This window comes from Desulfovibrio simplex, from assembly GCF_055387835.1.
In genome coordinates this window covers 3,004,693-3,029,189 of record NZ_AP042377.1, presented here as the reverse complement: position 1 = coordinate 3,029,189, position 24,497 = coordinate 3,004,693, and the positions used below count along the sequence as shown (strand labels likewise).

Below are 24,497 nucleotides of genomic sequence, written 5' to 3'. Positions count from 1 at the left end.
CATCCCTGTGTGAAGATCATGTGACAAAAGGAACACAAGTATATTTTGAGCCTTTGCGCGGCGCGGTTATGCTGCAATCTTGCCTGACCGTGTGGAAAGGACGCGTCACACGCGGGCGGTGCGCTCTCGTGCAGCGTTGGCGCAAGCGCAGCTTCAGCCGTTGCCCGCAGGGCTTGCCTGAACCGTTGACGGAACCGTCTTACGGGGCTGGACAGCATCGCTATTTATTTGCGCGGTTACGCGCCGAAGCGGGTGTCTTGGAAGCATTGAGAATATCCATTCTCAATGCGAAAATGCTATAAAAGTTTTAGGGGGTGGGGGCGTGGGGGAGGAGACCCTTTTGCAAAAGGGTCCCTCCCCCACAAAGCATTACAAAAATCGTATTGTCATCAAACCGCCAGTCAACTGAATTTCCCTCCCCCACAATGCATTTCAACGTGACGTTGCCCTAGTATTCTGTGGGCCTTGCCCTGCTTGCTTCCTCAACAGCCCGGAGCAGCACGCCCTCGGCCTGAGCGGCCAGACGCCGGGGGGAGTAGCGCTTTTCAATGAAGGCGCGCAGCGCTTCCGGTTCTGCGGGCGTGGCGTAAATGCGCCGCACGTCGTCCAGAGTGTTGGCGATGTATTGTTTGGGAAAGAAGTATCCCGCGCCCCAGAAGTTGTTGATGATGGGCTTGATGCCCTTGCACATGGCCTCGGCAATGTTGTAGCCGAAGCTTTCAAAAATGCTGGCGGATATCAGGCAATCCTTGTCTTCAAGCCAGTCATTCATACGGTCTCCGGGCACGTTTTTTTCAAAAAACACGTGCTTCTTGAGGCCAAGATTGTCAACCATGAAGACAAGATAGGTAAAGGTGCGCTGTTCCTCAACGCCGCCGTGCGGTTCCGCGGTCAGGTGCAGCGTAAGGGACGGGTCGTCCCGCCAGAGCGTGTGGAACATCTGGAGCGCATAGGGCAGGTTTTTACAGGCGTTCATGGCCTTGCTCACGCAGGCGATTTTTCCGGTGCGCTGGCGTGAAGCCTTGAGGGGGAATTTGCGCGCTTCAACGGCATTGAGCATGACTTCGCCCGGCACGCCCGCTGCCTGCGCGTTAAAAAGCTGCTCAATAACAGGAGAAACAAAAATCATTCTGGATATATTTTTCCACACGATGCCCAGGGGCACAAAGCATTCATAGCTGTGCAGGCGGCAAACCAGGGGGCAGGCGTCTTCAACAAGGCTGGCAGCATGAGCATGCGAGGCCGCCCATTCCAGCCACGCCACATCGGCCCAGTGCAGAAGGGCCTGTAGTTCATCCATATCTGTCGTGCCGGAGACGCGCACCTCGTGCCGCGAGGAAAGTTCCTTCACAATGCCTTGCAAAAAGTAATCAGTACCCTTGCCGTGCAAGAATGCAATTTTCATGGGCCACCTCACTGGGTGCTTCTTGTGCAGCCAGCTGTTCCGCATGGCCGCACCAACTGCCAAAGAAAAATGCGGGTCCAGGGTGGCTGTGCGCCTGTATGATTATTGGTAATGCGTTCGCAGGTATTTCGCAAGACTGTGGCGCACGCCTGCGCGTGACCGCCAGAGCGGTTGCGACGCAAAAGCGCGCTGTCCCTGCGCGCCGCCTTTCAGGCAGGTACGGGCAGCAAAAAGCCCTTACGGCTCGTCTCCGTAAGGGCTTGAAAAATCTGGTTGCGGGGGCAGGATTTGAACCTACGACCTTCGGGTTATGAGCCCGACGAGCTACCGAGCTGCTCCACCCCGCGACACGGCAACAGTGTGTTGTTGCGAAGCAGATAAGTAGCCCTTTGGCGGCAGGGTGTCAAGCGGAATCATAAAATTATTTTTGCGGGTTAAAAATATCAGGCAGATAGCTGAGAGATTTACGCGTGTCCGGGCAAGCTTGCACAGTATGCAGGTGCTCCCACGTATCGACATCTCCCCCGCATACCCCATCCTGCGCTCGACACTCCGCACGTCGCACACCGCGTACAATGCACACCGCACGTCGCACACCGCGTACAATGCACACCGCATCTCGCGCATCTGGCCACACACACCTGGCACAGGTCGGCAAGGCGCTGCTCGGGCAAGGTACTGTTGCGAGTTTTATTCTCAATGTTCCCCCACTTTGAGGCTTGGCAGCACAGAGGATCCGCACCCCTTCACTTCGTGCGCCCGCTGCGCACCCCCATGACCTTTTCAAAATGGGCGTACGCCACAGGGCAAAAAGGCGAGTGTCATTTAGGAACAATGAGAGTTTGATTTTTACTTGTAATATTCCACTGTTATATGTGATAGGAACAATCTTCACTGGGCATTGCGACTACTGACGACAGATCTAGGAAGCTATCCTCGACGTAGCGGTGCGGCCGTGGGGGGCATGAATTGCACCCTCGGTGGCGGATGAGGAACATCATGCACTCTGTAAATACTGAATAAAACAGTGGTGTTAATGTGTTTATGCACAAAATCGACGCGAGCTTGCCTGCATCAGCGCACATGGGTGACACGCAGGCAGCAGGGCGGGGGGCGGCGTTGCGGTTGCCAGACCGGCGTTGTGCATGATGTTGAAAAAAAGCGCGCCCGCCTGAATATTCAGGCGGGCGCGCTGAGCGTCGAACGAAAACTACTATCCCTGAGGGGGCGGCGTATGCCTTATGTGCCGCGCGCGGGCAGTCTCGCCAGTCAGGCTGCAGGGCCAGCCATGCGCGGCCAGTCCAGACAGGCACATTCAGGCCGACTCAAAGGTCGGCGGAGGTCAGACTCTGAGGTCCCGGTGCGGGCTGTGACGTTATGACGAATGGCCTGTTTTTTTCTTTTCTTCGTACTTCCGCAGGGTGAAGGCAAATATGGTGCCCACCAGGGCCACCACGGCCAGGCACTGGAAGGTGCGCGGCAGGCCATGATTGTCGGCCACCCATCCGAGCACCGGCGCGAACACGCCGCCCAGGCTCGTGGCCAGACCCAGCGTCACGCCAGAGGCAAAGCCGATATTTCGGGCAAGGTACGTCTGCCCAAGCACTACCAGGGAACTGAAGGGCACGTAGAGAACAAAGCCCAGCAGCGGCAGCATGGCGTAAGCGGCGTAAAGATTGGGCATCAGGCTGAAGGCCAGCACAACGGGCGTGACCAGGGCGAATGCCAGACGCACGATGGCCCGGAAGCCATATTTGTCGGCCAGAACGCCGCCAAGAATATTGCTCATGACGCCAAACGTGGAAAATACGGTCAGGGCCACGGCTCCGGCGGCCTTGCTCTGGCCAAAACCGCTTACCCAGTACAGGGGAATAAAGGTGTTAAAGCCGATAAAAAGAATGGAGCGCGTGATGATGGCTCCAGTGAGCTTTGAAAATTCGCGCCAGTTATTTGGCAGCGCAGTATCTTCGGCGGGTTTTGCCTTGCCGTCTGTGGTCTGGGCGGACTGCGCGTTTTCAGCGCCCTTGGGTTGCCCGTAGGCCGCCTCAGCGGTACGTTGCGCCGCCGCAGCCGCTTCGGGCGCGACCATGCGCATGATGAGCAGCAGAAGAATAGAGGCCATGACCGTAGCCAGCAGGCCGAAGATGGCCATGCCCGGCATGCCGAACATGCTCAGAAAAAATGTGGCCAGCAGGGGGCCTACCACAAAGCCCGCGTTGCCGCCGATGGAAAAAATGCTCATGCCCGTGCCCTTGCTTTCGCCGGACACCTTGTTGGCAAAGCGCGCGCCTTCGGGATGAAAGAGCGCCGCGCCCACGCCGCTGACGCCAATGGCCGCGAAAATGGCCCAGTAGCTGGACATGAAGCCAACGGCAGTCAGGCCGACGCCCGCCAGAAATACGCCCAGCGGAATAAGCCAGGGCTTGGAGAGCTTGTCCGCCATGAGGCCGAAAAGCGGCTGAATGATGGACGAAAGGCAGGAGTATGCGAACATCAGCCCGCCCGTGGCCTGATACGACAGTCCGTAATGCGTGCGCAAAAAGGGCAGAACAGCGGGGAGAGCGCCACCGTTTACGTCACAGGACAGATGCCCCAGTGACACGAGAGATATCTTTTTTTTGTCCATCGGCGCAACCTACACTAATATCACAGTAAAACCAAGGAGGAGGAGCCGTAATATTTTATACAATCATGCATGTTGGTTGAAATAAACGGGCTGCATTTTTTAAGGAACCGCTGATTTATTCCGCTTGGCGGCGTTGCCTCACTTTTTTTGAAACAGTCGAGGACGGAAGAGTCCACTCCTGCTTCAAAAAAAGATCGCGCCTTGCCAAACGAAACAACTGCGCGTTTCCAGGAGCCTCTTTAATCAGTGCTTCCTTAACCGCACAACGCCTTGCCCGCAGGCGTCTTTGCCGCAGAGCCGCAGCGGGTCTGTGTCAGCTTTTGCGCCGTTGACGCGCCAGGCCCCCTCGCATAATCATGAACGCGACAGTATGAACACCCGTAACCTCAACGCCCGGCCCGTACCAGCCCGTACTCCGGCGGATTACGCGGCCTGCGCGGATATCTGGCTTGAGGCCTCCCTACTGGCGCACGACTTTGTGGATCCGGCGCTGTGGACAGCGCAGCGTGAAGCCATGGCGCGGCACTACCTGCCCGCATCGCAGGTGACACTATTTCGTGGTGCTGACCGCCCCATCGCTTTTGCCGCCGTGTGCAGACCTGAAGACAAAGACCTGCTCGCCGCGCTTTTTGTGGCTCCGGCCTGCTGGCGCAAGGGGGTCGGCAGTGCGCTTCTGCGGCATGTTCTGCGTGGGCGGGACCGGTTGCGGCTTGATGTTTACCGCGCCAACACGGGGGCGCTGGCATTTTACAAAAGCATGGGCTTCACGCCTGTGGGCGAAAGCCTCTGCGGTCACACCGGGCAGCCGCAAATCGCCATGCTGTGGACAGCGCCCGCACGGCCGCAACAGTAAGGGAAACGCTGATTTATTCCGTTTGGCGGCGTTGCTTCCCTTTTTTTGAAACAGTCGAGGACGGAAAAGTCCACTCCTGCTTCAAAAAAAGATCGCGCCTTGCCAAACGAAACAACTGCGCGTTTCAAAGAGGCTCTTTAATCAGTGTTTTTCCATGGTTACAGGATGAAAATACAGAGAAGCGAAACGCACGAAGCCGTCAATGCCGCGCGCGGCACCCCGCCGCGAGGCGTGGAAGCCCTGGTGCGGCGGGAGCCCTCATGAATCCAACGTCACGCGTGAATGCCAATAGTTCAGAGTCCGCCGTACTGCCCCAGGTTGCTCTGTTGGGTACGGGAGGCACCATCGCGGGGGTGGCCGACACTCCGCTGGAGCAGATAAGCTACCAGGCTGGCGTGCTGTCCGTGGAGTGCATGCTGGAAAGCCTGCCCGGCATCGAGGGGGTTGCGCGTATAGCCAGCCGTCAGTGCGGCAACCTGCCCAGCGAAGACATGCGGCCCTGTCATTGGGCCAAACTTGGGCGGGACTGCGGCCAGGCGCTTGATGACAAAGACATGTGCGGCGTTGTGCTTACCCACGGCACCGACACCCTTGAAGAATCTGCCTTCTACCTGCACCTGACCATGAGCAGTTCCAAGCCTGTGGTGCTCACGGGTGCCATGCGTCCGGCCACCTCTCTCAGCGCGGACGGCCCCATCAACATCAGGGATGCCGTGGCCGTGGCCGCCTGCCCGCAGGCGCGGGCGCGCGGGGCGCTTATTGTCATGAACGGGCGCATCATTTCGGCCCGCACGGCGGTCAAGGCCGGGACGCTGGATGTGGAAGCCTTTCGCGCTCTGGAATCCGGCCTGCTCGGCCGCGTCATCAATGGACGGCCGGTCTTTTATCATAGCGGCGAGGACGGCCCTGCCCTGGCCGGAACTTACGCCGCCCATGCCGGGCAGGACAATCTGCCGCGCGTGGATGTGCTGTACGCCTGCGCGGGCATGCCGCTGGACGCCACGCTCTTTTCCCTTGAGCGCGCGTCCGGGCTGGTCATTGCTGGCATGGGCAACGGCTCCATGCCGTCAGACATACGCAAGGCCCTGGATATGGCCGTCAAGGAGGGCAAGCCCGTGGTGCGCGCCAGCCGCACGGGGGGCGCTCCTGTGACGGATCTGGAAGAATATGCGGCGTTCATAGCGTCGGGCATGCTTTCAACGCCCAAGGCCCGGGTGCTGCTCATGCTGGCCCTGGCCGAGGCCGGGCGCCAGGGTGAACGCGACCCCGAAGCGCGGGTGGCCAGCGTGCGCCGCGCCTTCACGCACTGCCGCGAGGTATAGGCGCGTTCACTCTGAATTTGCCCAGCGATGCGCAGGGCAATGTGCTGCCATGCAAGCGGGAGCGGGCATAAACGCGAGGGGCAGGCACACTGGCCATGCACACCGGGCCAGGCGCGCGGGCAAAAATGCCCACGCCTCTTTGCCGCCCTGCTGTGAAGGCAACTCGTACGTGTATTTCAGGCGTGGAATGATCAAGTCTTGCCTGCGGGGCGTAAAAGAAGCACAATCGCCCATTGTTTTTGGAGCCGGCACCAAGGCTCCCGCGTTGGAACGGCTGCCGCGAAGATCAGCACATCTGCGTCGTCGCGCCATCGCGCGCCGTAACGAGCGTGTTTTGAACATCGGGAGTACACGTTCTCAACGTGAATCCGCTCTAGCCTGAAGGAGCCGCAGAAGCATGCGCTACCGCTTCATTCCCCAGCTTGATGATGAAGATATCCGCCGCCAGCAGGAAGAAGGCTTACGCAGCACCCTGGCCCGCGTCTGGAATTCCCCCCAGTATGGCAGCAAGCTTCGCGCTTGCGGGCTGAAGCCCGGCGACCAGCCCGGGCTGGACGACCTTGCCCGCCTGCCCACTGTGGACGTGGACGACCTGCGCGAAGGCTATCCTCTGCCCCTGCTCTGCGTTCCGCCCACCGACGTGGTGCGCATCCACGCTTCCAGCGGCACCACCGGCAAGCGCAAAATTCTGGCCTATACCGCAGCGGATGTGGACACATTCAATTTACAGATGGCCCGTTGCTATGAACTGGCAGGGCTTACGGCTGAAGATCGCATGCAGATTGCCGTGGGTTATGGCCTCTGGACGGCGGGTGTGGGCTTTCAGGGCGGCAGCGAAAAGCTTGGCATGCTGACCGTGCCAGTGGGGCCGGGCAACCTTGAGATGCACCTGCAGCTTTTGCAAGACCTTGAAACCACCTGTTTTGGGGCCACAGCATCCATGGCCCTGCTGCTGGCAGAAGAAGTGGAGCGGGCGGATCTGGGCAAAAAAATCAAGCTGCGCAAGATGATCTGCGGTTCCGAAGCGCGCAGCGAAAAGATGCGCCAGACCATAGAAAGCAAGCTGGGGCTCGAGGGCTGTTACGACATCGCGGGCATGACCGAAATGTACGGTCCCGGTACGGCCATTGACTGCGACGCGCACGAGGGCCTGCACTACTGGGCCGACCTCTTCATCATCGAGGTGCTTGATCCCGTCACCCTGCAACCCGTTGCCGAGGGCGAAGTGGGCGAAATGGTGGTCACCAGTCTGCGCAAGGAGGCCGTGCCCCTGCTGCGGTACCGCACCCACGACCTGTGCCGCCTGCTGCCGGGCCGGTGCTCCTGCGGGCTCAGCATGCCCAGGCACGACCGCATCCTCGGCCGTTCCGACGACATGCTCATCTACCGGGGGGTCAACATTTACCCCGGTCAGTATATGGCCGTCATAGGCGAATTTGCGGAACTCGGCGGCGAATACCAGGTGGAGCTCACGCGCGACGAACGTGGTCTTGACCATCTGACCCTGACAGTGGAGCGCGCCCAGGGCGTTGGCAGCGACAATGACGCCGCGCTGGCGCAGGCACTGGAACACCGGCTGCACAAGGCCATACTGGCCCGCATGCAGGTGGCTGTGGTGGACTACGCCACATTGCCGCGCACGTTCAGCAAGTCGCGGCGTGTTGTGGACAAGCGCTGAATCGGCTGACTGAACCGGTTTGAGCGACCCCGCGTACTGGCGTGACGCCCGGTGCTGTTTCCGCAGTCGCCAGAGCGCTATTAGGGCATTTAACATTTGAAATGCTTTGTGGGGGAGGGACCCTTTTGTAAAAGGATCCCCTCCCCCACGCCCCCACCCCCTAAAACCTTTATTGCCTATTCGTAGTGGGGGCATTGTCCCTGTTGCATTCATAGCTCACATTGACCAGCGCCTCCGAAACTGTCCGGTTTCGGAGGCGCTATTTTTCAGGGCTGGTGTGCCTGATATTCTTTCGTTGGAGAGCTTCGCGGCAGGCTTACGCGCCGAAGCGGGCGTCTTGGAAGCATTGAGAATGGATATTCTCAATGCGAAAATGCTAGAGCATTTTAACTTTGAAAAAGTGTAAATGCTCTAACGCTGCACGAAAGTGCAGCGCGCCACAACGTGGCGTGGATTCAGCCACAAATCGCATTTTCGGCTGAATGAAGACTTTGAAATGTGAAGCATTTCAAAGTTAATCTGCTCTAGATATGTCCAGTATCATCCAGGGGAAAGAACGCGGCATGGTGCTATGCCCATGCCGCGCGAAAACAATCTTTTGAAGATATATGATTCTGTATAACATTGTAAAATGCCAGTATATGTTAAAGAGGTTCATCCGCGCGATAGAGTGAGTCTTGCTCCACGGGCGCTTCTTGATGCTTGACAAATAATACTAGAAAGCTATTATTAAGCTGTGAGCAAGTCACGCGGTCTGCCCATGAGGTCGCTCCCCCTGTCTTATTTGGCTTTTTACAAGCCCGGCAAATGGCTTTCAAGCTTTTGCCTGTTCTCCCCTTTCAGTAAATATCTTTAAAATACGTATGGTTGTCCTGCAGGGGCGCTACCGTCTTTCGCTTTGGCGAAGGGCGCGCGCAAAGCTCTGGCGGGGCTTCAGGGCAGATTTGGCCTTTGCGTCAGCCTGACTTCTGTCAGGCCCCTGCCCGGATACATTTCAGGAGTTTGTTATGGCAAATATTCATCTTACCCGTCCGCAGTTCGGACAGCAGACCGCGATCACCAATGCGGCGGAAGACCGCATTGTTCTGGATTTTCCCACCACTGACACCACGCTGGGCCGCGAAGGCGACGCCCTGACCTTTACGTTCGAAGACGGCGCAAAGATCAGTCTTGATGGTTTTTATACCGACTATACCAGTGAAAACACCCCTGATTTTATCGTGGATGGGCAGGTGGTTTCCGGCAAGGATTTTTTCAGCGCCCTGGGGCAGGACGACCTTATGCCCGCAGCCGGGCCAACGGCCGCCACGCGCAATTCCCATTATGCGGAACACGCCGATTCCAGCCTTGATTCGGGCATTGACCATCTTGGCGGCCTGGACTTGCGCATGCAGACCGCCAGCGTCTCTCAGGACACGTTGGCCACAGACAGCCAGCTTGGCCGCGATGACGGCGGCCAGGGGCCGGACGTGCCGGGAACTGGCGGCGGTGGCGGTGGAGCCGTTTCCGGCTACCATGCACGCCTTGTGGTGAGTTCTGACGCCGGTCAGTCCATGGTGTTTCAGGCCATTGACGAAAACGGCAATCTTGTCACGGACGCCAGCCAGTTGAGTCTGGCCTTTGCGGGTGGCTCATCGGCCTATTTTAACGCCCCGATTATCGATCCTGTCACCGGCCTTGTCACCATTACGCTTACGGCGGCGGGTCAGGCCGCTCTGGCCGCTGGCGAAAAGTTTGACTCCGTGCTTGAAGTGACCGTGGATGGAAAGACCTACAATATGGAACTGCTGGGCAATGACAGCCCTTCCTACGACTCTGCGCAGCGTGAGGCTGAAACCGATCTTGGCGGCCCCCTCAAGGGCGAATGGTATGATTCGCACGGCGCGATTGTTTATGAAGAAAAAATCACGCTGGGCGGCGAGGACTACAGCAGCGCCACTGTTGAAAACACCACGGCTTCCGGCAATGCCTATGGCGCATATAATACGGATATCACCTTTGCGCACGACGCCGCGGGCAAGATAGACGTTTCCGCCACGGCCGAAAACGGCAACGCCTACGGTACCTACGCATATGCCAATGGCGGCGCTGTGACCACCACCATTGACGCCGGAACAAAGGGCAATGTGAACCTGAACGCGTCCGCGGACGGGGGAGCGGGCATGGCCCTGATCACCGGCGGCGGCAAGGACGGCAGCGGCAATTTTTACGAGGCGACAGCCAATGTGCACGGCAAAGACATAAACTTCACGGCTGAATCCGATGAAAAGACAGCCGCAGGCATATGGGGGGGCGGCAAGTCCACGGTGAACGTGCAGGCCGAGGGCGACGTGAACTTCTCCAGTTCCGTTACAGGCGGCACTGTCGATTATATGGCTGCGGCGGTGTACACCAAGGACCAGGCCACCGTGAACATCAGCGGGCAGAATGTCAGCGGCGAAACCAATGCCTATGCGGGCGGCGGCGCGGATGGCACGGTAACGAGCGCCGTGTTCCGCACCACGGCGGGCACGGCCATCAATATCGACACCGCCAGCGACGGCAAGTTCAGCGCCACGTCCTATCAGGAAACATCGCCTTACGACAGTCCCTATACCGGGGTTTCCTGGTCAGGGGGCCGGGCGGCGGGCTTTACATCCCTGGGGCTTGCGGCCTCCGGCAACCTGAATCAGGCCGGTCAGGGCGGCACGTCGGCCATCAACATCAACGCGGGCGATGTGGACATTTCCGCCACAGTGGACGCCGCATCCTCCAAGGGCACGGCCGCTGCCATCTATGCGGGCTATGGCGGCAACGTCAAGATCAATACCTCGGATAAGGGCAGTGAACTGAACATCACGGCCGACGCGCCCAGTTGGGGCATCAGCATTTTCTCCACCAACTACGGCACGACCACCATCAATGCCGGAGCAGGAGACGACGTCATCAACCTCAACGCTTCGGCCCACAACGGCGCGGCGGCCATTGGTCTTGGCTCGCAGGCTGGCGGACAGAACATCATCAACGGCGGCGACGGCAATGACACGCTGAACATAAACGCCACCTTTACGGGCACCCAGACGTTGTCCACCGACTACATGAGCGGCACCCCTGCGGGCGCCTTCGGCATGAACGCGGCATGGGGCGGCGCAGTCAACAAGGTCAGCAATATTGAAAATGTGAACATCACAGCCAACGCCAGCGGCAGCGACACGGGCTGGGCTTACGGCATGTACGCGCATGAAGACTGGCACGGCGCTGTCAAAAACATCATTGAAAATACAGACAGCCCCATTACGGTGGTCATCACGGCCAAGGCCGGAACAGCCGGAGAGGCCTACGCCATGTATGGCGTCCAGAATGCCTCCAATACTATTCAGGGCGGCAGCAAGGCCGGGGACGCGCACGGCGACAGCATCACGCTTACGGGCGATATCGGCGGCAGCTACAATACTGCCAACACCATCATTACCGGCAGCGGCGATGACCACATCGAAATCAACGGCAACCTGCGCAACGGCACAAACACCTTCAACATGGGCGATGGCAACGACATCTTCACGTTGAACGGCAATATCGCGGGCGGCAACAACAAGATTTTGATGGGCGCCGGCGATGGCCGCGTGAATATCTACGGGGATGTCACCGGCGGTTCCACCAGCATCAGCCTCGGCACTGGCGACGACGTCGTGACCATTGACGGCCATGTGCAGGGCAACCTCACCATCACTGGCGGCGACGGCTATGATCTGCTTGTGCTCAAGGCCGACTCCTACGCCGATTTTATCGCCAAGTATGACACCTGGCTGCAAAACAACCTGAGTTCCATCGACGTTGAAGGAATTCATGTGAGCGTCAACGGCCTGAGCGCCGCTGACCAGGCGGACCTGCACGCCTACCTGAACAGCGGCCATTTCAACGGGTATGATGTCACGTATTCTGACAGCACCGTGCCCTTCTCGGCCGCCATGGGCGACGATTTGCCCGATGGCTACCGTGAGGCGGGGCTTTCAGGACACGGCGATCACGACGGCGGATCCGGAAATTCTGGCGGTGACGCTTCTACCCTCAGCCAGGATGCGCACTCCGACAGTGCGAGCGATGATATGAGCACGCTGGCGGCGCAGCATCAGATACACTCCGAGTTCGGCGGCTAGGGTAACGGCGCTTTGAAGTGTTTTGTGAGGGGAAAGGCTTGGTGGGGGAGGGACCCTTTGCAAAAGGGTCCCTCCCCCACGCCCCCAACCCCTAACACTCTTGCAGCCCAAGGTATTTCCTGGTTGGAAACGGGGGCCGGCGGCAGCGTCTTACAGGCGTCACGCCATCGCAAAGGTTACCGCCCTCAAGGACAACTGCCGCCCTGGCGTCATGACAACCGTCGCTCCGGTACATCCGGGGCGGCGGTTTTTTGCGTTCTGGAGAGGATTGCCTTTGGCACGGTACACGTTTAAAGGGTACGGCGCGCCTGTTACGATGCGTAACTGTGTGGGGTATAAGCGTTTGCGCTCTTACGTCGGGCGTCTGCTCACGCAGCTGGAGGTTCCGTTGTCAATGCAAACGCTCGGACAGGAATATCATGTCACTCCCCACCGGGCTCTTGCCCGCGAAGTGGCGGCATGCAATTATGTGACAGCGTGGTCCGTTGCACGAACAATTTTTTAGGGGAGACGCCATGCCCACAGGCAACAAGCTGAAACCCTGGCCGTTCCTGGCCGGATATATCTGTCTGGCTGGCGGCGCGTTTGCCCTGTGGCTGCCCATACTCGGGCTGCTGCCTCTGCCTGTGCTTCCATGCGCCTTTGTGGCGCGACGCGTGGCCCTGGCGCGTCAGGACGTTGTGGCAGCGGGGCATGCCTTGTGGCAGCTACGTACGTTCTGGCTGCTTTTTATGTTGCTGGTGGTCCTGATGGGGCTGTTTGCGGCCGTGGGCATTGTTTTCAGCGAGGCTGCGGTTCTGGACCTCGTGGAGGGCATAGGCGACGCCTACAGCGCCAACCAGATCGACATGGGCGTGGTGCTGGAGCGTTTCTGGGCCATAGGCGAAATCCGCTATTTTACCTGGGCGGGCCTGTGCTGGCTGGCGCTGGCGCAGGTGTGGCCGCTCAAGCGCATTCTCCAGGGCGTATGGGCGCTGTTTGCGGGATGCGTCCCCACCGGGCCCGGACGCGGCGTAAAATGTCTGGCCCTTGCCGTGGCCCTTGCTGTGCAGGGGGGCATACTGGCCCTTATACTGACCACCTAGACCAGATTAACTTTGAGAATGGACATTCTCAAAGTTTAAGACACGCATGCTTCGGCGCTTAACAGCGCAAATAAATAGCGGTGCTGTCTTCGCGGCAGCCGTTGCCCGCAGGGCTTACGGATGGCGACAGCGATTGTAAGGGACAAACCGTGTCGTTACGCATGCTGTCTTCAAGCGTAGTTTCCTGCGTCACAACGCTTTAAGCATCCGTAAGCCCTGCGGGCAACGGCTGAAGCTGCGCTTACGCCTTCGCTGCGGGCGCCTGCTCACGCAGTCGCCAGAGCAATTTCAAAGTGAAAATGCTCTAGGCAGGAAGCGCAACCCGGAACACAACGCGGGCCTGCTTTTTGCGCACGCGCGGCGTCTCCGCGCACTGCACCCGCAAATAGTGCCGCACACACAGTGCCTGCACAGCTTGTCTGAGAAGAGTCTGCGAGAATTGCCTGCGAAGGTTCTCTGAAAAAATGTCTGCACATTGTGCCTGTGCAATTGCCCCGCACATTCCACCTGTGCAAATTGCCCGCGAGCATTCCCCACGTAGCGACACCGCACACCGTCACGGCAAATCTTCCATCACAACGTCTCCGCCCCTGCACGGTCGCGCGCCGGAGCGGGCGGCTTCACCCATTGGGACGATGCTCTGACAACGGCACGATGTTTCAGTTTGTCGACGTGTCGCGGCTGGCGTCGACCTTGACCTGCCGCATGTAGTTGTACACGGTGTAAATGGACACGCGCATGGCCTTGGCCAGATACTGCACCATCCCCTTGATGAGAAAAGCCCCTTCTTCATCCATGATGCGCACAAAGTTGAGTTTTTCTTCCCGCGTCATGGTGGCGGGGTGTTTGCCCGCCCGCCGTATGGCCGTCTCGATGATGGCGTCGCTGGTTTCGCCAAGGCAGGAGGGAAAAGCCTCGCTCATCTCCTTGCCCGGGGCGTTTTCAAAGCGCAGCAAGGCGTGCAGCACGCCCTGAAAGCGTTCCAGATCCGTCAGGTCAAAGTGTATGCACACAGCCCCTATAACCTCACCCGCACTGGTGCGCAAAAAACTGATGGACGATTTGAGCGTCTGTCCTGAAGGCGTTGTGGCGGCATAGGCTATGATGTCCTGCACATTGTCGCCGCCCTGACGCCACGCCTTGGTGACCATATTGGTGGCCGGAGCGCCCACATTGCGCCCGGTAAGGGAACCTTCGATGTGGATGATGGAGTGCTCAAGGTCGTTGAAGTCGTGTACCGCCACTTCGCAAAAAGGGCCCAGGGTACGGGCCACCATACCGGCCATGCGTTTGGCGTTGGCAAAGATGGCCTGGGCTTCCGCCACGCGGCAGTTGATTTTTTCCACATCCGGCGAATAGACGCGGGCGCTTCTGGCGCTGCGGCGGGGGGCGGCTGCGGGCCGCGGTGGAGAGATCTTGCGACTTTGCTTGGGCATGCGGGCCTCCCGTGGATCACAGCTGCCCACCATGTCCGACAGCAGTGTTTTGCTATAGAATTTTATGCAGGCTACATGAAAAAGACAGTATTGTGTACCCCCCGACTCCACAAAAAAACGATAAAAATCGGTGATACGTAGTATGCATCGGCGTGTCCGGGGAATTTTCGGGCGGACTGCCGCAGGCCCCGGAAAAAAGGGCGGCGGGCAAAACAAGAGCCACCCGTGCGGCGGGTGGCTCTTGAGTGATATGCGCCAAAAGCTTTTTCCTGATCGGTGCGGCAGTGCGGCCCATCGTGCCGTCCGGGAAAAGGCGTTTTATCAGGCGGCGTTTACGGCTTTCTGGGTTCCTTGGTCAGGTCGTCGGCGCTTTCCTTGGCGTGGCGCACAAGGATGGCGGCAGCGCCGGGGGTTTCGCCAAGGCCTTTGAGGTGGGTGTCAACCTTGATGCCGGCCTTTTTGAGCTGGGTAGCCCAGGAGTCGTCCTCATCGCCTGCAAGGTCGTTGCGGGCATGGTCGCCCGCCACCAGCATGAGGGGTGCGATCACAACGTGCTTGACCTTGGCGGCCTTGAGCTCCTTGAGCAGGTCTTCAAAGCTGCGCGCGCCTTCCACCGTGGCCATGTGGATGTTTTTGTCAGTGGCCGTGAAAACAGCGCGCACGCCTTCAAAGGCCAGGTCTGCGCGGCCATGGCTCTGGCCGTGGCCCATGAGCACAAGGGCGGTGTTTTTGCCGCGTTGGCTTTTGGTGTCGGCCAGAATGGCGGCCAGAAGTTCCTGGGCGTCAGGCTTGGACTCAAGCATGGGGCGGCCCATAAAAACGGCCTCAAAACGGCCGGGGTTCTTGCTCACGTCAAGCAGCACGGCCCTTTCAAGGGCGGTAAATTCTTCACCGGCCAGAACATGCAGGGACTGCACGCGCACGACCTTTACGCCGTCCTTGGCAAGCTGGGCCATGCCGTCGCTGATGCCGCCCACAGGATGCCCCTGTTCGGCCAGCTTTTTGCGAATGATCTGCGATGTGTAGGCCCAGACCACAGGCGCGCCGGGAAAGGCTTTTTTGAATTCCGCATCCACAGCCTTGAAGGCGGGCTGGGCTTCGGGAACACTGGTGCCGAAAGCTACCAGCAGGATGCCTTCCTTGGGGGCAGCGGCGTCTGCGGCGTAGCTTGTGCCGTGCACGGCAAGCGCCGCGAGCAGCAGCAGGACGAAAAGCAGCGGGCGAAGCCCGACGTGTGACAGGGTGCGCGGCATGGCAACCTCCTCAATTTCGCGTTGAAAGGTTCGCAAAAGGGCTTTGGCCCCGGCGGGTGTTCGGACTTGAGGGCTGTGTGGCCGCACGGCCAGCGCCTTGGTTTCGCCTTCACCGCTTGCGCGATTGGCTGTCAAACGCCGCCCTTCCTGAGCAGGCGAAAAGAAACCTTGTCCCCTCTTACCGCAGCGCGACTGTTTTCGACTTGCACGAAATTCCCCGCCAAAAGACCACAGGACAACAGGGAGCGCCAAATGTCAAGGAGGGCGGGAGGTTGCGCCAGCCGCCACATGTGGGTCCGCACCGGGGCTGCAGCGCGGCTTTCTTGGCCGTTTCGGGCGTATTTTTCCTTGTTCTTCCGGCAAATTTCTGCTACATATGCGACCTCTCTTTAAAAAAGGGAAATCATGTTTGGAGGCTGGACATATGGCAGGCTTGGAAACCGGGCACGAAACCGAAATGAATTTCGAGAGTGCTCTCGAAAACTACCTCACTTCCGATTTTGGCGACCTTGAAGAAGGCTCTATCACCAAGGGCGAAATCGTTCGCGTGGACGAAGACAATGTACTGGTGGACGTGAACTTCAAGTCCGAGGGGCAGATTCCCGCGGCTGAATTTCGCGATGCCGCCGGCAACATGGTCGTTTCCGTGGGCGACAAGGTGGACGTGTACGTTGTTCGCAAGAACGAAAACGACGGCACCATTACCCTTTCTTTTGAAAAGGCCAAACGCATGCAGGTTTTCGACCAGCTCGAAGACGTGCAGGAAAACAACAGGGTCATCACGGGCCACATCGTACGCCGCATCAAGGGCGGCTACACCGTGGACATCGGCGGAGTCGAGGCATTTTTGCCCGGTTCTCATGTGGATCTGCGTCCCGTGCCGGACATGGACGCCCTGGTCAACCAGGAGTTCGAATTCCGCGTGCTCAAGATCAACCGCCGCCGCAGCAATGTCATTGTTTCGCGCCGCGTGCTGCTTGAAGAAGAACGCGATTCCAAGCGCCAGGATCTGCTGCGCACCCTCGAAGAAAACCAGACTGTGCAGGGCAAGGCCAAGAACATCACCGAATACGGCGTGTTCGTCGACCTGGGCGGCCTCGACGGCCTGCTGCACATCACCGATATGAGCTGGAAGCGCATCCGTCATCCCAAGGAAATGATCACCATCGGTCAGGAGCTGACCTTGAAGGTGCTTTCCTTTGACCGCGACAACAACAAGGTCTCCCTGGGCCTCAAGCAGCTCGTGCCCGATCCGTGGCAGGATATTTCCGCCCGCTTCCCCGAAGGTGCCAAGTGCACCGGCAAGGTCACCAACCTCGTCGACTACGGCGCCTTTGTGGAACTGGAAGCCGGCGTTGAAGGTCTTGTGCACATTTCTGAAATGTCCTGGACCCGCAAGCTGCGTCATCCTTCCCAGATGGTCCACACCGGCGACGAAGTCGAAGTGGTCATCCTGGGCGTTGACGGCGACAAGAAGCGCATCAGCCTCGGCATGAAGCAGGTTCGTCCCAATCCCTGGGAACTGGTGGCTGAGCGCTATCCCGAAGGCACCATTCTTGAAGGCGTCATCAAGAACATCACCGAATTCGGCATGTTCATCGGCATTGAAGACGGCATCGACGGCCTCATCCACGTGTCCGACATTTCCTGGACCAAGAAGGTGCGCCATCCCAACGAAATGTACAAGGTCGGCGACACCGTGCAGGCCAAGGTGCTGACCGTTGATCAGGAAAGCGAAAAGTTCACCCTGGGCGTCAAGCAGCTGGTGGACGATCCCTGGGGCCACGTGCCCACCACCTACCCCGTGGGCTGCACCATCAAGGGAACCGTGACCAACATCACCGACTTCGGCCTCTTTGTTGAAGTGGAAGAAGGCATTGAAGGCCTGGTGCATGTTTCCGAGCTGTCCAGCAAGAAGGTCAAGACCCCGGCCGAAATCTACAAGGAAGGCCAGGAAATCCAGGCCAAGGTCATCCACGTCAGCGCTGAAGAGCGCCGCCTTGGCCTGTCCATCAAGCAGATCAAGGACGAAGAAGAACGCCGCAAGCCCAAGGAATTCCATTCCGGGCCGCAGGAATCCGGACAGAGCCTGGGCGACCTGCTCAAGCAGAAGTTCGAAGAAAGCGAAAACGGCTAGTCCGTTTGGCAAACAGTATCAAGGGCGCTTCCACTGGAAGCGCCCTTTTTGTATCATCCGGTTACCGAAACGCCAGTGGCAGGCGGCATTGCCGTTGTGCGCCGCGCCTGAAAGCGCCCGAGGCGTGTTTTTGGGGGGTGCGGCTGTCAGCGCCCGCCTGCCTGTTCTCGTACAAGATGTCGTCACGCAACATGCCGCAGCCCGGATGCAACGTTATGGATAATTTTACACTGTTCGACATGAACATGGTGCTGGATATGCTACCCAACGCCATATTCCTCAAAGACGAGAATCTGCGTTTTGTTTTTGTGAACAAGGCCTATGAAAAAATGTTCGGCGTGCAGCGAGAGGATGTTTTGGGCAAGTCCGTGCTGGAGGTGACCTACCTGCCGGAAGAAGAGCGAAAAATGTACCAGGCCGATGATCTGGCGACCCTGGAGACCCAGGCGTTCAAGCACTATATTTTCAGTTACAGGTTCGCCGACGGCAAGATGCACACCTGCCTGCACTGGAGCGGCGGCTTTACGGACAAAAATAACGTGCGCGGCTTTCTTGGGGTCATTGTGGACATCACGGAGCAGAGCCATACCATAGGCATGCTGCGCAGCCAGCTGAACTCGATGCTCGACAGGGTCAGGCTGGCGGATGAAAGCAGCATGAAGGATTCGCTCACCCAGTTGCAGACCAGAAAATATCTCGATCTCGTGCTGGACAGGTTCGCCAGGGTGGAAAAACGGCCATTCTGCTGTGTCATGCTGGACGTGGACAGATTCAAGGATATCAACGATACGTTCGGGCATCTGGCGGGCGACAGCGTGCTCAGGGAGGTGGGGGCGGCCATCCGCCAGTGCGCGCGCAGCAGCGACATCCTCTGCCGTTATGGCGGGGACGAATTTGTGGTACTGCTGCCGAACTGCGGCCTCAATAATGCCGTGCCCATAGCGGAAAAAATACGCGGCGCTGTGGCCGCAACGGTGTCCAGGCCGGACGGCAAGCCCGTGAGCGTGAGCCTCGGCTGTAGCGAGCACAATGGCCGGGGGGACGGTCTGCAAACGCTGCACGAGGCGGACAAGGCGCTGTATGCGGCAAAGCAGGCTGGTCGTAACCGGGTTTGCGCAGCGCTTCTGTGGTAAGGCGCGGATGCAGTTTACGCGCAGCGGCGGCCGCGGCGGCAGAATTTCACACCAAGGGCGCACGCGGCCGTTTGCGACGGGTATATGACGACACATGGCCCTCCATGGCGCGATACCGCACTTCATGCGGCATGTTATGACCATAAAAACCCGCCCGGCTTTGTCTGAAGCCGGGCGGGTTTCGTATATCCTCTGTGGCCGTTTCATTGCGTGCGGGCAGGCCACCCGCGCGGCAATCCCTTGGTGGCGCCCCGGTCTCGCCAGCCTTCGCCTACCGACGAAGCTTCTGGCCGTCATAGCTGGGCGAGGCCGCTCGCGTAGTCCCAGAGCAGTGTTGAGGCGAAACTGCGCTATTCGGGGAACAGGATTTTTTTCAGAACAGTGTCGATCTTGTCGTCATTTCCGGTGATGGAGTCATAGGCGGTCTGCAGCGAGGCGGGCCATTCTTTGTCGCTGGCGTCGCTCATGAACATTATGAGGTAGTCATGGTCGGCCACCACATCCACGTTCATGAGCATGCCGTTGCTGGTGGTGGTGAAGGTCCAGCCGCCGTCCTCGGAAGGTTCGGGCGCGCTGCCCTTCATCTGGCGTGAAAGCTTGGCTGCAAAATCCTTGTCGGAAAGGTTGCCAGCCTCGCTCTTGGTGTACAGGGCGATGGAAAAGAAAGAGTCTTTCGAGGCCGTTACGGTCACGACGCCGTCTTTTTCCTGAGCGGTGCAGCCGGCGGGTACATCTATGCTGAAATGGGCGAACTTCACTTCCTTGGCCTGAGAAGGCAGGGCCAGGGCCAGAAGAACCAGACAGCAGACGGGGAACATGAGAAACTTTTTCAGCATTTCGTCCTCCTGAAAAACGGGCATTGCTGGGCAAGCTTTGTCACGCTGTCCGGTATTTGTCCATAAAAAAATATGGCGGAGAAAATTTAGTAAATATAGTGTGTTATACGCTATCTTACAGTAAGAATTTTATGCAGCAGGGGGGCCAGTTCGGGCGTCTTGCTTTTTACTGAAGCGTAGGCGCTGCTGATGTCTTCGGGCCATTCCGCCTTGTTCAGGTCGGTGAACAGCTCCACCACGTGCGCTTCATCAGCCATGACAAGCACATCAAAGGGCACCATGGCGATTTTTACCGTAAAGCCATAGCCGTCTTCGCCCACCTGGCTCACGGGCCCGCCCTTGATGCTGCGGGACAGGTTTTCGGCGTATTCCTTCAAGGAAACGTCCCTGGCGCGGTCGGTTACGTTAATGGTGAAAAAATGGTCTTCATCGTCAAGCACAAAGAGCGCGCCGTCCCGCGTCATGAAGTGGCACGAGTCGGGAATGTCTATGGTCACAAAGGCAAGGTCGTAGGGTTTTGCATGGGCTGGGGCCGCGGCAAAAGCCAGGCTCAGAGCCAGCAGCAAAAAGGTCAGGAAACGCTGGTGCGGCATAATGTGTTCTCCGGGTATGCCCAAGGTGTTTGGGAATGCGTGGTGGGTGTTAGCGTGTCGATCCGCCGGAACTGCTCTGCCCGCTGCGGGCGCAGACGCTTGCGTTGAGGCAGCGCGCGGCGTGCCCGCCCAAGCATGCCTCAATATGCCCGACGTATGCGCGGCTATGCACAGATACGCGCAAGGTGTGCGCAATGCGGGCGGGCACGGCCCATGACGGACTTGTGTCCGCCATGGTGGGCCTGTTGCCCCGCCTTGATAAACGCGCAGTTAAGGAAACGCTGATTAGAGCAATTTAACTTTTAAATTGCTCTAAAGAGCCTCTTGGAAACGCGCAGTTGTTTCGTTTGGCAAGGCGCGATCTTTTTTTGAAGCAGGAGTGGACTCTTCCGTCCTCGACTGTTTCAAAAAAAAGTGAGGCAACGCCGCCAAACGGAATAAATCAGCGTTTCCTTAAAACTGGTATAAAAAGGCCGGGCTGCGCGGGTCGGTCTGGCCGCCGCTGCTGTGCAGGCCCACAAGGGCCGCGAGCCCGCCGATGGAGTCCGCATCCAGGCCGAGCATGGCCGTGAGCCCACGTCCCAGCCAGTTGCCTTCCTTGGGGCGGGTCAGCAGTTTGCGGTCAACGGGCACGCCCGCCTTTTGCGCCAGCCAGCGCTGCGCCTGCTCGCGGCCGCCCATTTCGTCCACAAGACCGAGCCTGAGCGCTTCCTGTCCGGTATAGACCTTGCCGTTGGCCAGCTTGACGACCTGCTCGCGCGGCATTTTGCGGCCCTGGGCCACAATGTCCACAAACTGACTGTACATGTCGTTGAGCACTCCCTGAAAATAGGCGCGCTGTTCGGGCGTCATGGGCCGCATGTATGAGGCGGCGTCTTTGTACGCGCCGACCACAAGGGTTTCCTGCCCCACGCCCACCTTGTCCATAAGGCCCTGGAGCTGGGGCACGTCCATGCGCACGCCGATGGAGCCCGTCACTGTCGAGGGGTTGGCGAACACGCGCTGCCCGGCCATGCTGACCATGAGCCCGCCGGACGCAGCCATGGAGCCCATGCTGACGGCCACGGGCATTTTTTGCGCCACCTCTTTCAGGGCGTCATAGATTTCCTGCGAGGCCGCCGCGCCGCCGCCGGGCGAATCCACACGCACGAGAATGCCCTTGACGGAAGGATTCTGCGCCATCTTGCGCAGCCATTCGAGCGTGGGTTCAGCGGAAAGTATGGGGCCGTTCACCGAGACAAGGGCGATGCGGCCGCCGCCCGTGAAGGAAGTTCCATCATCGCTTGCCTTGACGATAAGGCCGCCAAGCAGGGCCAGAACCAGCATGATGCCGCCCCAGAACAAAATGGGACGCCTTTTGCGGAAGGGGCGGCGCAACAGGGTTTTCCATACCTCCGCCGGGATCTGGGCCAGGGGGCAGGCGGTTGCGCAGCCCGTCTGGACGGGCTGCGGGGTGGCCTGCTGGACAGGCTGCTGCACAGGTTGCGGGGCGGTCTGCGCAGCGGCAGCCGCGCCGTTGCCGCCATTGGTGGAAGGGCTTGGAGTCCCTATCATGGACAGGGGCTCGTCATAGGAAAATTCTTTATCACTCACGTTGTAATCCTCTGCGGAACGGGCCTGGGCTCTTTCGCAATTGCGGGCGCAAAGCGCCTACATTTTTGGCTGCATGGCTTCGGGCCACAGTTCGGCCGCCTGCTCACGCAGTCTGTATTTTTGTATCTTGCCGCTGGCCGTAAGGGGAAAGCCGGAAATCATAGCAACATACTTTGGAATCTTGAACCAGGCGATCTTGCCCCGGCAGAACGCGCGCACGTCCTCGGGCTGTATCTCGACGCCGGGACGGGGGATGATGAAGGCCGCCACTTCTTCACCATACTTGAAGCTGGGCACGGCGACCACCTGCACGTCCAGAACGCCTGGCATGGACAACAGGTATTCTTCCACCTCGCGGGGGTACACGTTTTCGCCGCCACGGATGATCATGTCCTTGATGCGCCCTGTGATGCGCAAATAGCCCTCTTCGTCCATCACGCCCAGGTCGCCGGAGTGCAGCCAGCCATCGGGACTGATGGCCTTGGCCGTATCTTCGGGCATATTGTAGTAGCCCTTCATGACATTGTAGCCCCGGCAAAGGATTTCTCCAACCTGGCCGCGCGGCAGTTCCTCACAGGTTTCGGGATCTGCCACGCGCACCTCGATGCCCGGCATGGCGCAACCCACGGTTTCGCAACGCTGCTCCAGGCTGTCGTGCATGTCGGACTGCGTCATGACCGGCGAGCCTTCGGTCAGGCCGTAACAGATGGTGATCTCCTTCATGTTCATGTCACCGATGACGCGGCGCATGAGGGGTTCGGGGCAGATTGACCCCGCCATGATGCCTGTGCGCAGGCTGGACATGTCAAAGCGGTGAAAGAGCTTGTGCTCCAGCTCGGCCAGAAACATTGTAGGCACGCCGTAGAGGGCGGTGCAACGCTCGGCGTCAACGGCGGCCAGCACCTTGAGCTGGTTGAACGACTCAAGGATGACCATGGTGGCCCCGTGATTGACGCAGGCCGACACGCCGAGCACACAGCCGAAGCAGTGAAAGAGCGGCACGGGCAGGCATACGCGGTCATTGGGGCCGAAGTTCTGGTGGCGGCCTATCCAGTAGCCGTTGAGCCCCACGCCCACATGGGTGAGCATGACCCCGCGCGGAAAGCCCGTTGTGCCGGACGTGTACTGCATGTTGATGACGTCCCAGGGGTGCAGCGTAGCCTGCCGGGCCTGGTATTCCTCGTCATCCACCATGACGGACAGGGAAAGGATTTCGGGCACGGAGTACATGCCCCGGTGTTTCTCCATCCCCAGAAAGCAGACGCGCTTGAGATGGGGCAGGCTTTTGCACACGAACGAGCGGCGGGCCTGCACGCGCAGTTCGGGCGCGATGCGGTACAGGGTGTCCAGATAATCGTGGTCGCGCACGCTGTCGATAAGAAAGAGATTTTCGCATTCCGAATGGGTGAGCAGGTAGCGCAGCTCATGTTCGCGGTAGTTGGTGTTTACCGTAATGAGTATGGCGCCGATCTTGGCAGTGGCAAATTGCAGGGCGACCCAGTAGGGCACGTTGGTGGCCCATACGGCCACTTTTTCGCCCTTTTGCACGCCAAGGGCCATGAGTCCCTTGGCAAAACGGTCAACAACCTCGCCAAACTCCCGCCAGGTCTGACGAAAGTCGCGGTCGGCATACACAAGCGCCTCATTGTCGGGGAAGCGGCTTATGGTGTGGTCAAGAATCTGCCCCAGTGTCCATTCGCGTAATTCAAACTGGGCCTGACGCTGGCGAACTTTTTCTTCCATAATGTCTCCTGTGGCACGCGTGCGGCAATTGGTCGGGCGGAAATGTTTCAGTTGGTCCTACGAGTTGTAGGTCACGGCCAGAATTTCCACCGGCTCGTCACCCGCCGCGCCCACAAAGTGGGGCACGATGGAATTGTAGTAGATCGTTTCGCCGGGTTTGAGCACGTAGTTTTCGCGTCCGTAGACCACAAGCAGCGTGCCCTTGAGTACAAATATGAATTCTTCACCCTGATGCGAACTGGTTTTGCGTTCACCGGCGTCGGGGAAAATACGGATGTGGAACGGCTCCATGTTGCGGTCGTTCTTGCCCTTGCCCAAAGGCTGATAGGTGTAGCTCGGGCGGGGGATGCGGCCGGTGTGCAGGGCTTCTTCGCCTTCACAGTCGTTGCTGATACAGGCGATGATGGGGTCGTGGGTAAACTGGTCGTCCAAAAAAGTTCCCAGGCGCACGCCAAGGGCGCGGGCCACCTTTTGCAAGGGGCCGATGCTGGGGTAGATGGCGTCGCTCTCCAGCTTTTGTAGATAATTCTGGTCAAGACCGGTATCCCGGGCCAGTGTTTCAAGGTCAACTTCGCGTTCTTCACGGAATGACCGTATGCGGGAACCAATGGTGCGGGCAGAGGGCATGGCGGGCTCCTGACTGTGACCCGGCCTGGATGCGTTGGTGC

The 24,497-nt window shown here is 59.0% G+C and carries 17 protein-coding genes, 1 tRNA gene and 1 riboswitch; of the genes, 7 read left to right on the top strand and 11 right to left on the bottom strand.

Going from position 1 to position 24,497, the window contains the following annotated elements; all coding sequences use genetic code 11:
• Positions 1-448: 448 nt before the first annotated feature.
• The 3 genes from ACZ5DH_RS12425 to ACZ5DH_RS12415 all read right to left on the bottom strand — a co-directional run bounded on the left by ACZ5DH_RS12425 (position 449) and on the right by ACZ5DH_RS12415 (position 4,031).
• Positions 449-1,405, bottom strand: coding sequence for a glycosyltransferase (locus ACZ5DH_RS12425; RefSeq protein ID WP_464254570.1), 957 nt, complete (start codon positions 1,403-1,405; stop codon positions 449-451).
• 270 nt (positions 1,406-1,675) lie between these two features.
• Positions 1,676-1,752 (bottom strand) — tRNA-Met (locus ACZ5DH_RS12420).
• Between the two features lie 1,028 nt (positions 1,753-2,780).
• Positions 2,781-4,031: an MFS transporter gene (locus tag ACZ5DH_RS12415; RefSeq protein WP_464254569.1), complete on the bottom strand. Its 1,251-nt coding sequence runs from the start codon at positions 4,029-4,031 to the stop codon at positions 2,781-2,783.
• Between the two features lie 370 nt (positions 4,032-4,401).
• On the opposite strand from ACZ5DH_RS12415, the gene ACZ5DH_RS12410 reads away from it, so the two are divergent.
• The 5 genes from ACZ5DH_RS12410 to ACZ5DH_RS12390 all read left to right on the top strand — a co-directional run bounded on the left by ACZ5DH_RS12410 (position 4,402) and on the right by ACZ5DH_RS12390 (position 13,105).
• Positions 4,402-4,884 (top strand): GNAT family N-acetyltransferase, encoded by a 483-nt coding sequence (locus tag ACZ5DH_RS12410; protein ID WP_464254568.1) that lies wholly within the window; start codon positions 4,402-4,404, stop codon positions 4,882-4,884.
• Between the two features lie 260 nt (positions 4,885-5,144).
• Positions 5,145-6,206, top strand: coding sequence for an asparaginase (locus ACZ5DH_RS12405; protein ID WP_464254567.1), 1,062 nt, complete (start codon positions 5,145-5,147; stop codon positions 6,204-6,206).
• A gap of 397 nt (positions 6,207-6,603) precedes the next feature.
• Positions 6,604-7,884: a phenylacetate--CoA ligase family protein gene (locus ACZ5DH_RS12400; protein ID WP_464254566.1), complete on the top strand. Its 1,281-nt coding sequence runs from the start codon at positions 6,604-6,606 to the stop codon at positions 7,882-7,884.
• A gap of 1,007 nt (positions 7,885-8,891) precedes the next feature.
• Entirely contained in the window at positions 8,892-12,020 is a 3,129-nt protein-coding gene (locus tag ACZ5DH_RS12395; RefSeq protein ID WP_464254565.1) for a beta strand repeat-containing protein, read from the top strand.
• A 515-nt stretch (positions 12,021-12,535) separates the two neighbouring features.
• Positions 12,536-13,105: a hypothetical protein gene (locus tag ACZ5DH_RS12390; RefSeq protein ID WP_464254564.1), complete on the top strand. Its 570-nt coding sequence runs from the start codon at positions 12,536-12,538 to the stop codon at positions 13,103-13,105.
• Positions 13,106-13,163: 58 nt separating this feature from the next.
• Here ACZ5DH_RS12390 and ACZ5DH_RS12385 read toward each other — a convergent pair whose 3' ends face one another.
• The 3 genes from ACZ5DH_RS12385 to ACZ5DH_RS12375 form a co-directional block, all read right to left on the bottom strand.
• A complete protein-coding gene (locus ACZ5DH_RS12385) occupies positions 13,164-13,298 on the bottom strand; it encodes a hypothetical protein (protein ID WP_464254066.1) in 135 nt (44 codons plus the stop codon).
• 466 nt (positions 13,299-13,764) lie between these two features.
• The gene (locus ACZ5DH_RS12380; RefSeq protein ID WP_464254563.1) at positions 13,765-14,541 is read right to left on the bottom strand and encodes a helix-turn-helix transcriptional regulator; all 777 of its coding nucleotides are present in this window, start codon (positions 14,539-14,541) and stop codon (positions 13,765-13,767) included.
• Positions 14,542-14,873: 332 nt separating this feature from the next.
• Positions 14,874-15,794, bottom strand: a complete 921-nt coding sequence (locus ACZ5DH_RS12375; RefSeq protein WP_464254562.1) for a sirohydrochlorin cobaltochelatase — start codon at positions 15,792-15,794, stop codon at positions 14,874-14,876.
• A 34-nt stretch (positions 15,795-15,828) separates the two neighbouring features.
• A riboswitch (cobalamin riboswitch) is annotated at positions 15,829-16,042 on the bottom strand.
• A gap of 176 nt (positions 16,043-16,218) precedes the next feature.
• On the opposite strand from ACZ5DH_RS12375, the gene ACZ5DH_RS12370 reads away from it, so the two are divergent.
• Together ACZ5DH_RS12370 and ACZ5DH_RS12365 are read left to right on the top strand one after the other, a co-directional pair.
• A complete protein-coding gene (locus ACZ5DH_RS12370) occupies positions 16,219-17,931 on the top strand; it encodes a 30S ribosomal protein S1 (RefSeq protein ID WP_464254561.1) in 1,713 nt (570 codons plus the stop codon).
• 215 nt (positions 17,932-18,146) lie between these two features.
• A complete protein-coding gene (locus tag ACZ5DH_RS12365) occupies positions 18,147-19,064 on the top strand; it encodes a GGDEF domain-containing protein (protein ID WP_464254560.1) in 918 nt (305 codons plus the stop codon).
• 350 nt (positions 19,065-19,414) lie between these two features.
• Here ACZ5DH_RS12365 and ACZ5DH_RS12360 read toward each other — a convergent pair whose 3' ends face one another.
• The 5 genes from ACZ5DH_RS12360 to ACZ5DH_RS12340 all read right to left on the bottom strand — a co-directional run bounded on the left by ACZ5DH_RS12360 (position 19,415) and on the right by ACZ5DH_RS12340 (position 24,456).
• On the bottom strand, positions 19,415-19,900 hold the full coding sequence (locus ACZ5DH_RS12360; protein WP_464254559.1) for a hypothetical protein: 486 nt from the start codon (positions 19,898-19,900) through the stop codon (positions 19,415-19,417).
• 110 nt (positions 19,901-20,010) lie between these two features.
• The gene (locus ACZ5DH_RS12355) at positions 20,011-20,493 is read right to left on the bottom strand and encodes a hypothetical protein (protein ID WP_464254558.1); all 483 of its coding nucleotides are present in this window, start codon (positions 20,491-20,493) and stop codon (positions 20,011-20,013) included.
• A gap of 453 nt (positions 20,494-20,946) precedes the next feature.
• Entirely contained in the window at positions 20,947-22,086 is a 1,140-nt protein-coding gene (sppA, locus tag ACZ5DH_RS12350; protein ID WP_464254557.1) for a signal peptide peptidase SppA, read from the bottom strand.
• Between the two features lie 57 nt (positions 22,087-22,143).
• On the bottom strand, positions 22,144-23,829 hold the full coding sequence (locus ACZ5DH_RS12345; protein WP_464254556.1) for an AMP-binding protein: 1,686 nt from the start codon (positions 23,827-23,829) through the stop codon (positions 22,144-22,146).
• Positions 23,830-23,886: 57 nt separating this feature from the next.
• A complete protein-coding gene (locus tag ACZ5DH_RS12340; RefSeq protein ID WP_464254555.1) occupies positions 23,887-24,456 on the bottom strand; it encodes a helix-turn-helix domain-containing protein in 570 nt (189 codons plus the stop codon).
• Positions 24,457-24,497: the final 41 nt, after the last annotated feature.

Bases quoted from the DNA above. Each gene is read 5' to 3' on its own strand.
- ACZ5DH_RS12425 (WP_464254570.1), bottom strand. From the start codon at position 1,405: ATGAAAATTGCATTCTTGCACGGCAAGGGTACTGATTACTTTTTGCAA.
- ACZ5DH_RS12415 (WP_464254569.1), bottom strand. From the start codon at position 4,031: ATGGACAAAAAAAAGATATCTCTCGTGTCACTGGGGCATCTGTCCTGT.
- ACZ5DH_RS12410 (WP_464254568.1), top strand. From the start codon at position 4,402: ATGAACACCCGTAACCTCAACGCCCGGCCCGTACCAGCCCGTACTCCG.
- ACZ5DH_RS12405 (WP_464254567.1), top strand. From the start codon at position 5,145: ATGAATCCAACGTCACGCGTGAATGCCAATAGTTCAGAGTCCGCCGTA.
- ACZ5DH_RS12400 (WP_464254566.1), top strand. From the start codon at position 6,604: ATGCGCTACCGCTTCATTCCCCAGCTTGATGATGAAGATATCCGCCGC.
- ACZ5DH_RS12395 (WP_464254565.1), top strand. From the start codon at position 8,892: ATGGCAAATATTCATCTTACCCGTCCGCAGTTCGGACAGCAGACCGCG.
- ACZ5DH_RS12390 (WP_464254564.1), top strand. From the start codon at position 12,536: ATGCCCACAGGCAACAAGCTGAAACCCTGGCCGTTCCTGGCCGGATAT.
- ACZ5DH_RS12380 (WP_464254563.1), bottom strand. From the start codon at position 14,541: ATGCCCAAGCAAAGTCGCAAGATCTCTCCACCGCGGCCCGCAGCCGCC.
- ACZ5DH_RS12375 (WP_464254562.1), bottom strand. From the start codon at position 15,794: ATGCCGCGCACCCTGTCACACGTCGGGCTTCGCCCGCTGCTTTTCGTC.
- ACZ5DH_RS12370 (WP_464254561.1), top strand. From the start codon at position 16,219: ATGGCAGGCTTGGAAACCGGGCACGAAACCGAAATGAATTTCGAGAGT.
- ACZ5DH_RS12365 (WP_464254560.1), top strand. From the start codon at position 18,147: ATGGATAATTTTACACTGTTCGACATGAACATGGTGCTGGATATGCTA.
- ACZ5DH_RS12360 (WP_464254559.1), bottom strand. From the start codon at position 19,900: ATGCTGAAAAAGTTTCTCATGTTCCCCGTCTGCTGTCTGGTTCTTCTG.
- ACZ5DH_RS12355 (WP_464254558.1), bottom strand. From the start codon at position 20,493: ATGCCGCACCAGCGTTTCCTGACCTTTTTGCTGCTGGCTCTGAGCCTG.
- ACZ5DH_RS12345 (WP_464254556.1), bottom strand. From the start codon at position 23,829: ATGGAAGAAAAAGTTCGCCAGCGTCAGGCCCAGTTTGAATTACGCGAA.
- ACZ5DH_RS12340 (WP_464254555.1), bottom strand. From the start codon at position 24,456: ATGCCCTCTGCCCGCACCATTGGTTCCCGCATACGGTCATTCCGTGAA.